Source organism: Agromyces aureus (genome assembly GCF_001660485.1).
Lineage (GTDB): Bacteria > Actinomycetota > Actinomycetes > Actinomycetales > Microbacteriaceae > Agromyces > Agromyces aureus.
On the sequence record NZ_CP013979.1, the window covers coordinates 905955 to 919202 of the forward strand.

Annotated in this window: 15 protein-coding genes and 1 pseudogene; 10 read left to right on the top strand and 6 right to left on the bottom strand. The window is 69.7% G+C overall.

Annotated features, from left to right (window positions below; all coding sequences use genetic code 11):
- Window positions 1-73 precede the first annotated feature (73 nt).
- Both ATC03_RS03795 and ATC03_RS03800 read left to right on the top strand, forming a co-directional pair.
- Window positions 74-1192 (top strand): magnesium and cobalt transport protein CorA, encoded by a 1119-nt coding sequence (locus ATC03_RS03795; RefSeq protein WP_198168766.1) that lies wholly within the window; start codon window positions 74-76, stop codon window positions 1190-1192.
- Window positions 1193-1210: 18 nt separating this feature from the next.
- On the top strand, window positions 1211-1498 hold the full coding sequence (locus ATC03_RS03800) for a Rossmann-fold NAD(P)-binding domain-containing protein (RefSeq protein ID WP_067873281.1): 288 nt from the start codon (window positions 1211-1213) through the stop codon (window positions 1496-1498).
- A 46-nt stretch (window positions 1499-1544) separates the two neighbouring features.
- Here the strand turns inward: ATC03_RS03800 and ATC03_RS20495 are convergent, their stop codons facing one another.
- The 3 genes from ATC03_RS20495 to ATC03_RS03815 all read right to left on the bottom strand — a co-directional run bounded on the left by ATC03_RS20495 (window position 1545) and on the right by ATC03_RS03815 (window position 3363).
- Complete coding sequence (locus ATC03_RS20495) at window positions 1545-2009, bottom strand: SecDF P1 head subdomain-containing protein (RefSeq protein WP_067873284.1); 465 nt, start codon at window positions 2007-2009, stop codon at window positions 1545-1547.
- A gap of 77 nt (window positions 2010-2086) precedes the next feature.
- Window positions 2087-3034, bottom strand: coding sequence for a hypothetical protein (locus tag ATC03_RS03810; RefSeq protein ID WP_067873287.1), 948 nt, complete (start codon window positions 3032-3034; stop codon window positions 2087-2089).
- Complete coding sequence (locus tag ATC03_RS03815; RefSeq protein WP_067873289.1) at window positions 3031-3363, bottom strand: PadR family transcriptional regulator; 333 nt, start codon at window positions 3361-3363, stop codon at window positions 3031-3033. The genes ATC03_RS03810 and ATC03_RS03815 overlap by 4 nt, the downstream gene beginning before the upstream one ends.
- A gap of 351 nt (window positions 3364-3714) precedes the next feature.
- Between ATC03_RS03815 and ATC03_RS20155 the strand changes: the two genes are divergently transcribed.
- The 4 genes from ATC03_RS20155 to ATC03_RS03830 all read left to right on the top strand — a co-directional run bounded on the left by ATC03_RS20155 (window position 3715) and on the right by ATC03_RS03830 (window position 8271).
- Complete coding sequence (locus ATC03_RS20155) at window positions 3715-4062, top strand: DUF6578 domain-containing protein (RefSeq protein ID WP_152030859.1); 348 nt, start codon at window positions 3715-3717, stop codon at window positions 4060-4062.
- Between the two features lie 111 nt (window positions 4063-4173).
- Window positions 4174-7425, top strand: coding sequence for a right-handed parallel beta-helix repeat-containing protein (locus tag ATC03_RS03820; RefSeq protein WP_084003270.1), 3252 nt, complete (start codon window positions 4174-4176; stop codon window positions 7423-7425).
- A gap of 334 nt (window positions 7426-7759) precedes the next feature.
- Window positions 7760-8008 carry a type II toxin-antitoxin system Phd/YefM family antitoxin gene (locus ATC03_RS03825; protein WP_067881340.1) on the top strand — a complete coding sequence of 83 codons (249 nt, stop codon included), beginning with the start codon at window positions 7760-7762 and terminating at the stop codon, window positions 8006-8008.
- A complete protein-coding gene (locus ATC03_RS03830; RefSeq protein WP_067873295.1) occupies window positions 8005-8271 on the top strand; it encodes a Txe/YoeB family addiction module toxin in 267 nt (88 codons plus the stop codon). The genes ATC03_RS03825 and ATC03_RS03830 overlap by 4 nt, the downstream gene beginning before the upstream one ends.
- A 48-nt stretch (window positions 8272-8319) precedes the next feature.
- Here the strand turns inward: ATC03_RS03830 and ATC03_RS19715 are convergent, their stop codons facing one another.
- Window positions 8320-8799, bottom strand: coding sequence for a recombinase family protein (locus tag ATC03_RS19715; RefSeq protein WP_084003679.1), 480 nt, complete (start codon window positions 8797-8799; stop codon window positions 8320-8322).
- Here ATC03_RS19715 and ATC03_RS03840 point away from each other — a divergent pair.
- Window positions 8722-9036: pseudogene (locus ATC03_RS03840) on the top strand (CoA-transferase); the annotation flags it as partial. The gene ATC03_RS19715 and the pseudogene ATC03_RS03840 overlap by 78 nt on opposite strands.
- On the top strand, window positions 9023-9667 hold the full coding sequence (locus ATC03_RS03845) for a 3-oxoacid CoA-transferase subunit B (RefSeq protein ID WP_067873301.1): 645 nt from the start codon (window positions 9023-9025) through the stop codon (window positions 9665-9667). The pseudogene ATC03_RS03840 and the gene ATC03_RS03845, both read left to right, overlap by 14 nt.
- A gap of 37 nt (window positions 9668-9704) precedes the next feature.
- Here ATC03_RS03845 and ATC03_RS03850 read toward each other — a convergent pair whose 3' ends face one another.
- Entirely contained in the window at window positions 9705-10682 is a 978-nt protein-coding gene (locus ATC03_RS03850) for an LLM class flavin-dependent oxidoreductase (protein ID WP_067873304.1), read from the bottom strand.
- Window positions 10683-10804: 122 nt separating this feature from the next.
- On the opposite strand from ATC03_RS03850, the gene ATC03_RS03855 reads away from it, so the two are divergent.
- The gene (locus ATC03_RS03855) at window positions 10805-11464 is read left to right on the top strand and encodes a pentapeptide repeat-containing protein (protein ID WP_067873307.1); all 660 of its coding nucleotides are present in this window, start codon (window positions 10805-10807) and stop codon (window positions 11462-11464) included.
- Window positions 11465-11569: 105 nt separating this feature from the next.
- Window positions 11570-12469 (top strand): methylisocitrate lyase, encoded by a 900-nt coding sequence (prpB, locus tag ATC03_RS03860; protein WP_067873311.1) that lies wholly within the window; start codon window positions 11570-11572, stop codon window positions 12467-12469.
- 100 nt (window positions 12470-12569) lie between these two features.
- On the opposite strand, the gene ATC03_RS03865 is transcribed toward prpB, so the two are convergent.
- Complete coding sequence (locus ATC03_RS03865; RefSeq protein ID WP_067873316.1) at window positions 12570-13238, bottom strand: GAP family protein; 669 nt, start codon at window positions 13236-13238, stop codon at window positions 12570-12572.
- Window positions 13239-13248 lie beyond the last annotated feature (10 nt).

Here is a 13248-nt window from a genome sequence, read left to right on the forward strand (position 1 = left end):
AGTCTGGCGGACATCGCCGGGGGAAGGGTGTCGAATGGTCCAGGAACGCGGAGACGCGCCGCCGACACGCCGCATGGAACTCCGACGCCGACGGGCGGCCGGACTCGCGGAGCCGGCGCTGCCCGCCGTGCAGTCGCACCTGACTCGGTACATCACCGACGGCCACCCCGAGGTCGCCCCGGCCGGGTCGACGGTCGCCGACGGGCTGCGCTTCGCGGCGGGCGTCGACGGGGCCGACCGCCCGAGCGGGGCGGCGGGCGCGCCCGACCGCATGGCGATGTTCTTCTACCCCGCGCCGAGCGCCATCGAGGTCACCGAGCTCGCCGAGGCCTGGGACCTGCATCCGCTGCTCGTCGAAGACCTGCTGCAGGCGCACCAGCGGCCGAAGCTCGATCGCTACGGCGACGTGCTCTTCCTCGTCGTGCGCTCGGCCCGCTACCTCGACGAGTCGGAGGAGGTCGACTTCGCGGAGTTCCACATGCTCGTGCGGCCCGGCGCGGTCGCCGTGCTCTGCCAGGACAAGCGCTGGATCGACGGCACCGACGGCACCGAATTCGACGAGGACGAGGTCATGAGCTCCGACCGCCGCGAGCGCACCCTGCTCGCCGACGAGCACCTGTTGCGGCTCGGGCCGGAGGCGGTCGTCTACCGCCTGCTCGATGCGATCGTCGACGGCTACGCGCCCGTGCTGCAGGGCCTCGCGATCGACAAGGAGCAGATCGAACGGCAGGTGTTCAGCGGTGACGCGGCCGTCGCCGAGCGCATCTACCGCCTGAGCCAGGAGGTGATCGACATGCAGCACGCCACCTCCTCGATGACGGAGGTGCTCGACGGGTTGCGCGAGGGCTTCGGCAAGTACGACATCCCCGACGAGCTGCAGGCCTACCTCGAAGACGTCTCCGACCACCTCACGCGTGCGAACTCGCGGGTCGCCGAGTACCGCGACGCGCTCTCGCAGATCCTGAACGTGAACTCCACGCTCGTGGCGCAGCGCCAGAACGAGGACATGAAGAAGATCTCGGGCTGGGCGGCGATCCTGTTCGCGCCGACGCTGATCGGCGCGATCTACGGCATGAACTTCGACGTCATGCCCGAGCTGCACTGGACCTTCGGGTACCCGATGGCGATCGCGCTGATGGTCGGGTTCGCCGTCGTGCTGTACTGGGTCTTCAAGCGCCGCAAGTGGATGTAGCGGCATCCGTCGCCCGCCGTGCACTCGTACACGCTCTCGCTGCGGTACCGCCTCGGCGGGCTCGCACCCGAGATCATCGAGATCGCGCCGCCGTACACGCGCACCGCGCTCATGCCCGTGAACCTCGTCGACCCGCGCGCGATGCCGCTCGCGGAGTTCCTCGACGAGACCATGGCGGCGCTCGAGTCGGGCGACCCCGAGGCGTACGTGCCGCGGGCCCGCGCGCGTGCCGATGCGCATCGACCCGACGAGGTCGGCGCGACCGCGCGCTTCAACGACCTGATGCAGGCCGCGCCGGCCGGGTGACGGCGCGATGCGGTGGCGGCGGTGGTCGAACGCCGCCGCCGGCCGACTAGGAGCCGCGGATCACCGCGGCCAGCTCCTCGGCGTCAGCGCCGGGCGGAAGGGCGATGACGGCGGTGTCGCCCTGCATCGGCTCGACCACCGTGACGGCCGACAACACCTCGCCACCGGCCCTGATCACCAGGCGCGCGGTGCCCGCGGCGGCGGCGGCCTCGGCGGTCGACTCCTGGAAGACGACCGCTCCGTCGTCGTCGAACCTCACTTCGATCGCACTGGTGCCGCCATCCTCGACGGCCTTCGCCGTCTCGACCCCGGCCCGAGCGAAGTCCGACTCGATGAGCGTCACGTACTCGCCGTTCACCGAGACGCACTCCGGAGCTGAACCCGCATCGCAGGTCTGCGAGACGGCCATCTCGATGCCGCCCTCGCCTGCCGGCGCGGTCGCGGAGCATCCGCTCATCGCCACGAGCAGCAACCCGACGGCGGAGAGCTTCCAGACCTGAGAACGACCCACTGAAGCTCCTCCTTGCGCCGTGTTCAGCGCGAACTCGCACCTGACCTCAACGCTACCTTCGCGATGGCGAGTTATGGCTAGACCGCCGGCTCGGGGATGCCGCGGCGCAGGTGGCGGGCGGTGATCACGAGATCGAGCACGCAGATCGCGGCGATGAGGATGAGGCATCCCTTGGTCACCGAGTCGGCGGCGGGCTGGACGAAGATCGGACCGGCCGCGACCCACCAGACGAGCAAGACGATCCAGAGCACGTTGCCGACGATGGAGAGCAGCCTGGTCGTGCGGGTCCACCGCCCCGCGATGAGGACGGCGATCATGCTCGCGAAGGCCGCCGCCCAGAGCACCAGGGCCCAGGGAGCCCGGGTCGTCAGGAAGGTCTCGTCGATCACGAACGCGTCGAGGACCGGCTGCGGCAGCCACGGCCACCAGGTGGCGAGGTTGATCGCGGCGACCAGGGCCGCGATGCCCACGAGGGCGCCGGCGATCGCGAGCACGTAGAGCGGTCGGCTGATGCGGTCGCGGTCGAGCCCTGCTGCCGCCCGAGGGGTCCACTCCGAGGCATCCGTCCCTCGTCGTGCCGTGATCACCGCCGCGACGATGCTCAGCGAGACGAGCAGGCCCGGCCACCAGAACGCCCCGAGCCCTGCAGACAGCCACCAGGTGCCGAGCCTGCTGAGCCAGTCGTCCCCGGCACCGGTTGCCGGGGCGGTGTAGGTCGCGATGAGCGTGATCACCCACTGGATCGCCACACCGCCGAGCGCGATCCAGGCGAAACGAGGTGCGTCGGCCGGGCGGATGATGGTGAACCCCGCCGGTCGGTAGCGATCGGCCACCTCGGCTGGGCGCCCGAAGTCGGCGAGCAGGGCGAGCGTCGTCGCGGTGTCGGGTTCGCCGTCGCCGGCGCGCCCGCGCAGTTCTTCGGTGAGCAGCGAGCGGAGCTCGAACCCGACGTCGTCGCGCAGCCGCCTCGGCAAGTATCGGACCACTTCGGCGACGTAGGACTCGATGAGGGCTTCCGGCTTCATCGTTCTCCCCCTTCCAGGAGATCGGACATCACGGTGGTGAGCGAAGCCCACGATGCGGACAGTTCTCGGCAGAGCTCGGCGCCGCTCGCGCTGAGCGCGTAGTACCGACGCGGCGGGCCGTTCTCGGCCTTCCACCGCGAGACGAGGAGGCCTTGCGACTCGAGGCGTCGCAGCAGCGGGTACAGGGTGCCCTCTTCGATGGGCATCCCGCGCTCGGCGAGCGCCTGGCGCAGCGAGTAGCCGTACTGCTCCTCGCGCAGCTGAGACAGGACGGCGAGTACCAGGACGCCCTTGCGGAGGTCCTGCTCGTGCTTCGCGATCGCTACCATGCGACACACATTACATAGAGCCGCACAGTAACGCAAGCCGCCAACGGAAGGAGCCGCGGGCCGGCGGCCCAGCGGCGCCGCGAAGGAGAGCCCGGCGATCGTCGCCCTGACTACGGCACCCGGACGACGCTCTCGGTGTCGGCGGGGGTGGGCTCAGCGAATGCGACCACGGCACCGCTCTCGAATGCGACCCGCCCACCGATCCTCCCGTGCAACCTGCAGCGGCTGCTGGTTCCACGCGGGGATGTCGCCATCGCGCCGAATCCACGGCCTTTGTGGTAACGGAGTCGCCCGAACCGCTGAGCCATCATCGAGCGGGCGTCGCTGTTCAGCCCTCGGTAGCGTGGTGGCATGCGAGTCGAGGTCGTCATCGGTGATTGGGACCACCACTGTTGTGGCGACGTCGTCCGTCGTGGCGACCGCGTCGATTGGACGTGCTACTCCGAAGCAGCCGATGGCACCCTCCACGAGACGCATCACGATCTTGATGGGTTTCCGGTAACGCAGGTGCGCGGAACCATTGTCCACCTCCTCGCGCGTGAGACTGGCCAGTTGACTCGCATCGACCGAGTGCCGAGCGGCCGCGCACTCTGCGGCTTCGACCCAGACGACGACGGAACGGTCTTCGGCCTCGAATCGGGCGCTGAGCTCGAGGGGTCCTCTCTCGACTTCGTCGTCGTCGTGGAGCACTCGCACTAGAGGGTCCACTTGCGCGACATCGGCCGTTGCTGCGTGGCGGCCGAAAACTCGGGTAACCTGAGTTTTCGTCGACGACGGATCGGGGGATGCCGGTCGACGCGAGGGGGCAGCATGACCGACGGTCGTCGGAATCCGCGCCGAGGGCGATGGGGCGCCGTGATCGGCGCCCTTCTGGGTGCCGCGCTGGTCGGTGGAAGCGCCGCCGCCGTTCCGACGTTCGCGGCGCCGGCTGTTGCCGGGCCGGTGCACGCGCTGATCGACCCCGACGACCCGGACACGGGCGATCCGCCGCCGCCTGACGACAGCCCGGTTCCCGAGGGCCTGGATGAGCCGGCTCCGGTGCCCGACGAGACGATCGAGGAGTTCCCGCCGCCCGATGGCCTGGGCGTCGTGCAGAATGCGAATGCCCTTCCGATCGCCTGGATCGGGACGCCGGACGAGCGTCCGGATGACGCGGCACTCGTCACGCTGCAGACGGCGCTCAACACGGTGCCGGTTGGCGGTACGGTCTCGTTCGACCCGAACGACTACGCCTTCACCGGCGCCCTGCTTGTCAGCCGCGAAGCGACCCTCGACAGTTCCGCCGACTCGACCCTCTTCAGCCGGTTCACCGTGAGCGGCGGAGGCATCCGCCTGGCCGATGACGTCGAGATCGGCATCGCATCGACAGGAGCCATCGTCACCGTCACCGCCGCGGGAGCCGTGCTCGAGGACGTCACGATCCGCAACCCCAACGCCGTGGCCAGGCCGACCGGCATCCAACTCGCGGCCGGGCTGACCGGCGTGGTCGTCGACGGCTTCACGATGGACGGCGGCGGCCAGCCGTCGTCGTACGGGATCAACCTCACCACCGGTGCGGCGACGGTGAACGACGCGGACCTCAGCGGCGTCGCGACGGGCATCATGGCCACCGCGGCCGCGACCACGAGCGATATCGTCATCACCGGCGGCACGATCATCGCCTCGACCTCGGGCATCTCGCTCGGCACGGCGACCGAGCCCGAGGTGACCGGCGTCGCGGTCACGGGGCCCGAGGGCACCGGAACCGGCATCGACCTGGCGAACTCGAGCGGAGCGGTCGTCGATCTGGTGACGGTCAACGGATTCTCCCGCGGCATCGGGACCGGCACGGCCAACACGGGCGCGGGCGCGACGATCACCGACGCGACCATCGCCGGGGCGAGCCGCGAGGGCATCGCGCTCGGCGCGACCACCGACCCCGTCGTCCTGCGCGCCGACGTGACCGGCACCGGCACCGCGCAGTCGACCGGCATCCTCGTGTTCAAGGCGACGAACGCCCGGGTCGAATCCCCCACCGTCACGGGGATGATGTACGGCATCACGACGCACCTGCTCAACACCGGTGCGGGTCCGGTCATCACGGCACCGCGGGTCACCGCCTTCGGGGCCATCACACTGGGCTCCACGCAGGGAGCGCGTGTCTCGGACGCCGTGCTCGACGCGGGCACCTGGGGCGAGAACGGCACCGGCATCAACCTCGTCAACGCCGGACGCGTGACGGTCGAGCGCGAGACGGCCACCGGATTCCTCTACGCCATCGGGTCGCAGTCCTCGATGGACCCGGAGTCCGATCGCGTCGACATCACGATCACCGACATCACGGCAGTCGGTCCGGAGCTCGCGTCGAGCGGCGTCTACCTCCTCAGCGCCGAGAACGCGACGATCACCGACGTGGACGCGACGATCACCGGCGCCGCACTGGTCATCCACCAGTCGGTGGGCGTTCAGGCGCAGGACATCGTCGTGCACGGCCGCGAGGGACCGACGTCCGTGACGGGCTCCGCGATCCTCCGCGCCTACGGCTCGCAGGGGGTGCACGTCGATCGCGCGTCGATCGACGCCGGCTCGTACGGCTTCTTCTACTCGGGGTCCGCCGGGGCGACCGTGACGAACGCCACGGTCGCGAACGTCGTCGAGCGGGCGCTGTACGGGCGCAGCGTCTCCGACCTCGACGTGAGCGCCTCGACGTTCACCTCCAACGCGGCGGTCGGCGTCTTCGTCGTGACCACGCCCGAGAACGGCATCAGCCACGACATCGTCGTCCACGACAACCTCATGACGGACAACGGAGGCGGCATCGGGGTGCTGCAGGGCACCACGGCCGTCCAGATCCTCCGCAACACCGCGAGCGGACAGCCCGACTTCGTCACCGCGGGCGGCGCGCATGACCTGCTCGTCGCCGAGAACACCGTCGACCAGTCCGACGAGGCCGTCGCGATCACCGTCGCCCCATTGTGGGAGGACGGCGCCCAGCCCGGCTCGTATTCGTCGTCCGGCGTGCGCGTGCAGGGGAACACCTTCAGCGGCGGCGGCACGTGGATCGCGTCCGGAACGGCCGACCCGGCCGCTCCGGACGCGGCCAGGCGATCGCTCCGCGACCCGGTGCTGGCGACGGGCAACGTCTTCCCGGCTGACTCCACCGCGGTGCAGACCTACGCCAACGCCGTCGTCGGCGAGGACACGGCGGACGACCTGGCGGCTCGCGTGCTCCCGGTCGACGGCCCCGTCGCCGTCGACGCCCGCGACTACGACGACCCGAACGACTGGGGCTCGGAGTGCCGCGCGACCGGCTTCCTGGACGGAGACCCGTATTACGCGGGCGACGGCGCGGCCGTGTACGAACTGTCCGAAGCGCCTGTGCTCTACCCGATGAACTGCATCGACCTCTCGCTCGCGCACGTCATGGGCGTCCCCGACGACGCGGTGCTCGGCGTCGGCGACCTGGCCTCCTGGACGCTCACGCCGACCAACGAAGGCCCCAGGGCGGTGCCGAGCGGATGGTCCATCACGCAGCTGCTCCCCGATACGGTCGAACTCGTCTCGATGAGCGGCGCCGGATACTCGATCAGCGGCACGACCGCCGTGGCTGGCGGCGAGATCCCGCCGGGTGCCGATGGCTCGGCTCTCGAGGTCACCGTTCGAATCGTCTCCATCCCCGCTGACACGACGTCCATGCGCGCCGTCGCCTATGTCGCACCGGCCGGAACGGCCGACGTCGACGGCGACGGATTCGACGACGTGATCTTCGAGCGCTTGAACCCCCTTGTCGTGCCGACCCTCGACACCGACACCGATGCGTCACCGACCGACAACGACGCACAGGGAATCTGGATGGTGGCCGCCGCGGGGCCCGGCCCTGGGCCGGACCCGGATCCCGACCCCGATCCGAGCTCGGACCCGGGCGACGATGGCGCCTCGGCCACCGACGGTGATTCCTCTTCCGGCGACCTCGCGGCGAGCGGCGTGGATCCAGCTCACGCGATCGCACTGGCGGCCCTCCTCCTCTGCGGCGGGGGACTTCTGCTCACGTCACGGCTCAAAGGAAGACACGCGAGGCGCTGAGAACAGCCCGAGCATCGGATCCTCGACGCGTATTCGCGCGCAGCTCCCTGAACGTTGCCACGCGGCGCTTGGCTATCGATCTGCGAGTGTGCGGAGATTCATGGAAGGCCGAGCATTTGCATCGAGCGGTCTGGGACGGCTGATCTCGTGCTGCCCGCGGAGTCGCGAATGCGCCCGCGCCCGGTCCATTTCTTGACGTCGCGCAAGCCCATCCGTTTGCGGGCGACGGGCGGGGATCTGTTGACTCCTCTAGGCCCCTGCGGATGATCGATTCAACCCAGCGACGACTTGCGGATCGGAGTGGTACGATAAGTGGTACCACTTTGGAGGCATGATGGCTATCACGACAAGCGAAGCGCGCCGCGATCTCTTCGGCCTGATCGAGCGAGTGAACCTCGATCAGACCGAGGTCGAGATCACGTCGAAGCGGGGCTCCGCAGTGCTCATGTCGAAGGACGAGTACGACTCCCTCGTCGAGACAAGCTATCTCTTGCGCTCCCCTGAGAACGCGCGGCGGCTCCTCAGCGCCATGGAGCAGGCTCGAGCAGGCGACGTCGTCGAGCACGAACTCCTCGAGTCTTGAGTGACCGGAACCTGGCGTGGTCTGTCGAAGGCTGGGAGGACTATCTCTATTGGCAGACCCAAGATCGTCGAACACTCAAGCGGATCAACACGATCATCGCCGACATTCTCCGAGACGACCCCTTCGAGGGCATCGGAAAACCCGAGCCCCTGAAGCATGCCCTGGCCGGAGCGTGGTCACGGCGAATCGACGAGGCCAACCGTCTCGTCTACATTGCCGATGAACGGTACGTCACGGTCCTGCAAGCCCGTTATCACTACTGACGAATCCTGTTTCACTGGGACCTGCTCCTTTTCGGGACCTGCTCCTTTTCAGCGTTTGATCTCGGCCCGTGCGTGACGCTGGACGGTCCTGTAGACCGTAGATCGCGCGACGTTGAACAGCTCGGCGAGCTCGGTTGTGGTGTGAGCGCCGGCGTGGTGGAGCTCCATCAGATGGCGTTGCTGCGGAACGGAAAGCTTTGGTTGTTTGCCGCGAAGGCGGCCCTTGGCTTTCGCTACCTGCATGCCTTCACGAGTTCGGGCCCTGATCAGGTCGGATTCAAATTCAGCGACCATTGCGAGCACGTTGAACAGCAGTCGTCCAACAGGGTCGAGTGGGTCGTGGACAGAGCCTCCGATGCTGAGTTTGACGTGCTTGGCGGTGAGCTCGTCGACGATGTCCTTCGCGTCGCGGAGTGATCGTGCCAGCCGGTCGAGCTTCGCAACGACGCCGAGTTCGACGGTCGGAGCTACGTGCTCGAGCGGGGCATCGTCGCCGACCTCGCCCTCGTGCGTGCGCACCGGGCCGATGCCGAGGGCAACCTGGGCTACCGCCTCGCCGCGCGGAACTTCAACCCGCTCGTCGCCACGGCGGGGCGACTCACCATCGCCGAGGCCGAAGAGGTCGTCGACGGATACCTCGACCCCGACGGCGTGACGACCCCCGGCGTCTTCGTGCAGCGCGTCGTCGCGGTGGTCGACCACGTCAAGCACATCGAGCAGCGCACCGTGCGGGTGCGAAAGGAGGCGACGCATGTGGACGCGTGACGAGATGGCCGCGATCGCGGGCCGCGACCTCGAGGACGGCCAGTACGTGAACCTCGGCATCGGGATCCCGACGCTCGTCGCCAACCACCTGCCCGACGGCGTCTCGGTGACCCTGCAGAGCGAGAACGGCATCCTCGGCATGGGGCCGTTCCCCTTCGAGCGCGAAGAGGACGCCGACCTCATCAACGCGGGCAAGCAGACGGTCACGCTCGCCCCCGGCGCGAGCGTCTTCGACTCGGCCACCTCGTTCGCGATGATCCGGGGCGGGCACGTGCAGACCGCGATCCTCGGCGCGCTGCAGGTCTCGCAGCTCGGCGACCTCGCCAACTGGACGATTCCCGGCCGGCTCGTGAAGGGCATGGGCGGGGCGATGGACCTCGTCGCCGGCACGCCCCACGTCATCGTGCTCACCGAGCACGTGGCGAAGGACGGCGCGCCGAAGATCGTCGAGACGTGCGACCTGCCGCTGACCGGCGTCGGCGTCGTCGACCGCATCATCACCGATCGTGCGGTGTTCGACGTGCGCGACGACGGACTGCACCTGATCGCGCTCGCACCCGGCGAGACGGTCGAGGGCCTCCGAGCGACGACGGGAGCGCCGTTCGAGGCGGGCGCCTTCGGCGACGGGTAGGCGCGGGGAGGCGTCGGCGCGGCGGCCTGGGCGCGAGTCAGCCCCGCAGCACCTCGGCGAAGCGGTCGAGCTCGCCGAGCCGGTCGTCGCCCACGGGCGTGAGCACGACCGTCGTCGCGCCGGCGGCGAACCGCGCGTCCAGGCGCTCGCGCACCTGCTCGGCCGTGCCCGCGAGCGAGAGCTCGGCGACCCACTCATCGGGCAGCCGCTCGGCGAACTCCTCGGGCGAGGCGCAGCCCGCGCGCAGGCGTGCGAACTCCTCGGCGAACGGCTGCCCCACGAGGTGCGGCGCCCAGTCGGGCTCCCCGTACCACGCGAGACCCGGGCGCACCCGAGCGAGGGCGGCCCGCGGGTCGGCGTCGACCGCCGCGACGTCGTACGTGACGACGCGGCGAGGCGCGGCATCCGTCGCCACGCCCTTCATATGCTCGATGGCGGCCGCGATGTACGGCGGCGCGGCCGGTTCGGCGAGCACCACGCCATCGGCGGTCGCACCCGCCACCGCGAGCGACTTCGGGCCGCGCACGCCGAGCACCACGGGCGGCACCGAGGTCGCAGGCTCGACGAGCTGCACGCCCTCGACGTTCACGTAGGTGCCGGCAGCGGGGCCGGGCTCGCCGCGGAGCAGCGTGCGCACCGCGGTCGTGTACTCGCCGAGCAGGGTCAGCGGGCTCTTCGGCCACGCGCCGACCTGCCGCATCCAGACGGGCATGCCGTGCCCGATGCCCGCGACGAACCGATCGGGGAACATCAGCGCGAGCGTGTTGAGCTCCATCGCCGTGAACGCCGCGTTGCGCGCGCCGGCGGGCAGGATGCCCACGCCCACGGTGATGCGCTCGGTCGCCGCGAGCACGGCGCCCGTCTGGGCGAGGCCGCCGCGGAATCCCAGGTCCTCGACGAGCCACACCTCGTCGAAGCCGAGCTCCTCGGCACGCCGCGCATACGGCAGCACCTGTTCGACGGGAAGGTCACGGGGCAGGAGGACGCCGACGCCGGCGGCACGGGGAGCGTTCACGGTTCCATCCTTCCAGAGGTGTCGTCGGTGCGCCCCGGAGGTGTCGTCGGTGCGCCGTAGGATCGACCGGTGTCGTCCCTCGTCCTCGTCCTCGTCCTCGTCATCGTGATCCTGCTCTGACCATGGCCAAGCCGGCTCGCACGATCGCCCCGCGCCTCGACCGCATCCTGCTGCCCGACCTCGACGAGGCGGATGCCGCGGTGCTGGTGCCAGGCGCAGACCTCGAGGGCGTCAGGGTCGCCGGTGGCGACCTCTCCGAGCGCGACCTCACCGGCATCCGCCTGCGGGAGGTCGAGATCGTGGGCGTCTCGGCTCACGACGTGCACCTGCGCGGCGCCGACATCGCCGAGACGGTGTTCGACCGGTGGGATGCGCCCGTGCTGCGAGCTCCGCGCGCGACCCTGCGCGATTTCGTCGTCTCGAACTCGCGCATCGGGTCGGTCGAGTTCTACGAGAACACCTGGCAGGCGGTGCACTTCGTCGGCTGCAATCTCGGGTTCGTGAACCTCCGCGGCGCGACCCTGCGCGACGTGCGGTTCACCGACTGCACGGTCGACGAGCTCGACCTCGGCGGGGCGCGGGTCGAGCGGCTGGCCTTCACCGACTCCGATGTGCGCACGCTCGACGTCACGGGCGCCAGGCTCGCCGACGCCGACCTTCGGGGGCTCGATCTCGACGTGACCGGGGTCGAGGGCCTGCGCGGCGCGACCATGGACGAACTGCAGGTCGCCCTCATCGCGACCAGGCTGGCCGAGCACCTCGGCATCCGCATCGTCGGCTGAATCCGCTGCCGCCCGGCCTCCTGAGACGCACGAACCAATAGGCTGAGAGATGCGCCCGCCGGTGCCTCCAACCGTGTCGGGTCGCCCGCGAAAGGACGCCCCCTGATGCTGTATTCCCAGACCCCTGCCGCCGAGAAGCGCCGCCTGTTCCGCGAACGGCTCGCCACGGGTGAGCTGCTGCGGTTCCCCGGCGCGTTCAACCCGCTGTCGGCACGGCTCATCGAGCGCAAGGGGTTCGAGGGCGTCTACATCTCGGGTGCGGTGCTCGCCGCCGACCTCGGCCTGCCCGACATCGGCCTGACGACCCTCACCGAGGTCGCCGGCCGCGGCCAGCAGATCGCGCGCATGACCGAGCTGCCGGCCATCATCGACGCCGACACCGGGTTCGGCGAGCCGATGAACGTGGCGCGCACGATCCAGACCCTCGAAGACGCCGGCATCGCGGGCGCCCACATCGAAGACCAGATCAACCCGAAGCGGTGCGGACACCTCGACGGCAAGCAGGTCGTCGACGCGAACACCGCAATCAAGCGCATCCGGGCTGCGGCCGACGCCCGTCGCGACCCGAACTTCCTCATCATGGCGCGCACCGACATCCGTGCCGTCGACGGGCTGGAGGCCGCGGTCGACCGGGCGAAGTCGCTCGTCGACGCCGGCGCCGACGCGATCTTCCCCGAGGCGATGCGCGATCTCAGCGAGTTCGAGGCGATCCGCAACGCCGTCGACGTGCCGATCCTCGCCAACATGACCGAGTTCGGCAAGAGCGACCTGTTCTCGGTCGACCAGCTGCGCGACGTCGGCGTGAACATCGTGATCTGGCCGGTCTCGCTGCTCCGCCTCGCCATGGGCGCCGCCGGCCGCGGACTCGACACGATCATCGACGAGGGCCACCTCACGTCGAAGCTCGGCGAGATGCAGCACCGCGCCGACCTCTACGAGCTGCTCGACTACGAGGCCTACAACCACTTCGACCAGGACGTGTTCAACTTCGAGATCACGCGCTGAGGTCTCGCGCCGATCGGGTACTGCGGATGTCGCGGCGAACGGATGTCGCGGCGAACGATGTCGCGATGAACGATGTCGCGATGAACGATTGTCGCGATGGTCAGAACCGGCTGAGGCCGCTGCCGAGCACCACGACGCCGATCATCAGCAGGATCGCCGAGCCGACGATGCCGTTGTTGCGTGCCAACCACTCCTGCGCGGCGACCAGCCTGGGCTCCATGCGATGGGGAGCCGCGAGCGTGAGGATGATCGGCACGGCGACCGTCGACGCCGAGATCACCGCGTAGACGCCGATCGCGATCGCCGAGTCGGCGACGTCGAGGTTCTCGGCTCGGATGGCGAGGCCGGCCGCGATCGCGAGCAGCAGGGCCTTCGGCCGCACGTTGAGCAGGAGTGCGAAGCCGACGGCCGACCAGCGCCCCAGGCGATCGAGCCCGCGGAGCCAGGCCGGCAGGTCGGTGCGGTCGGTGTGCCGGGATCGCACCCACGACACGATGGCGACGACGATCAGGGCGAGGCCGATGACGACCTCCCATGCGCCGATCGCGGTGTTCGGGCGCAGGCCGAGGCCCGGTGTCGGGATCAACTGGGCGAAGATCGTGCAGGCGGTCACCACGATCAGCAGTCCGGCGACCCAGCCGATGAGGAATGGCAGCGCCGTGCGCGACCGGTTCGCCGACAGCAGCAGCACGATGGTGGCCATGATCGGCACGGTGCTGAGCGCCATCGCGATCGCGATCGGGAGCAGGTGGCCGATGGCGGCGAGCATCGTCGAGTGA

What these genes read in the sequence shown, in the direction of transcription:
- ATC03_RS20155 (WP_152030859.1), top strand. Translation starts at nt 3,715, where the DNA reads ATGCGAGTCGAGGTCGTCATCGGTGATTGGGACCACCACTGTTGTGGC.
- ATC03_RS03845 (WP_067873301.1), top strand. Translation starts at nt 9,023, where the DNA reads ATGTGGACGCGTGACGAGATGGCCGCGATCGCGGGCCGCGACCTCGAG.
- ATC03_RS03865 (WP_067873316.1), bottom strand. Translation starts at nt 13,238, where the DNA reads ATGCTCGCCGCCATCGGCCACCTGCTCCCGATCGCGATCGCGATGGCG.
- ATC03_RS03815 (WP_067873289.1), bottom strand. Translation starts at nt 3,363, where the DNA reads ATGGTAGCGATCGCGAAGCACGAGCAGGACCTCCGCAAGGGCGTCCTG.
- ATC03_RS03855 (WP_067873307.1), top strand. Translation starts at nt 10,805, where the DNA reads ATGGCCAAGCCGGCTCGCACGATCGCCCCGCGCCTCGACCGCATCCTG.
- ATC03_RS03795 (WP_198168766.1), top strand. Translation starts at nt 74, where the DNA reads ATGGAACTCCGACGCCGACGGGCGGCCGGACTCGCGGAGCCGGCGCTG.
- prpB (WP_067873311.1), top strand. Translation starts at nt 11,570, where the DNA reads ATGCTGTATTCCCAGACCCCTGCCGCCGAGAAGCGCCGCCTGTTCCGC.
- ATC03_RS03825 (WP_067881340.1), top strand. Translation starts at nt 7,760, where the DNA reads ATGGCTATCACGACAAGCGAAGCGCGCCGCGATCTCTTCGGCCTGATC.
- ATC03_RS03820 (WP_084003270.1), top strand. Translation starts at nt 4,174, where the DNA reads ATGACCGACGGTCGTCGGAATCCGCGCCGAGGGCGATGGGGCGCCGTG.
- ATC03_RS03810 (WP_067873287.1), bottom strand. Translation starts at nt 3,034, where the DNA reads ATGAAGCCGGAAGCCCTCATCGAGTCCTACGTCGCCGAAGTGGTCCGA.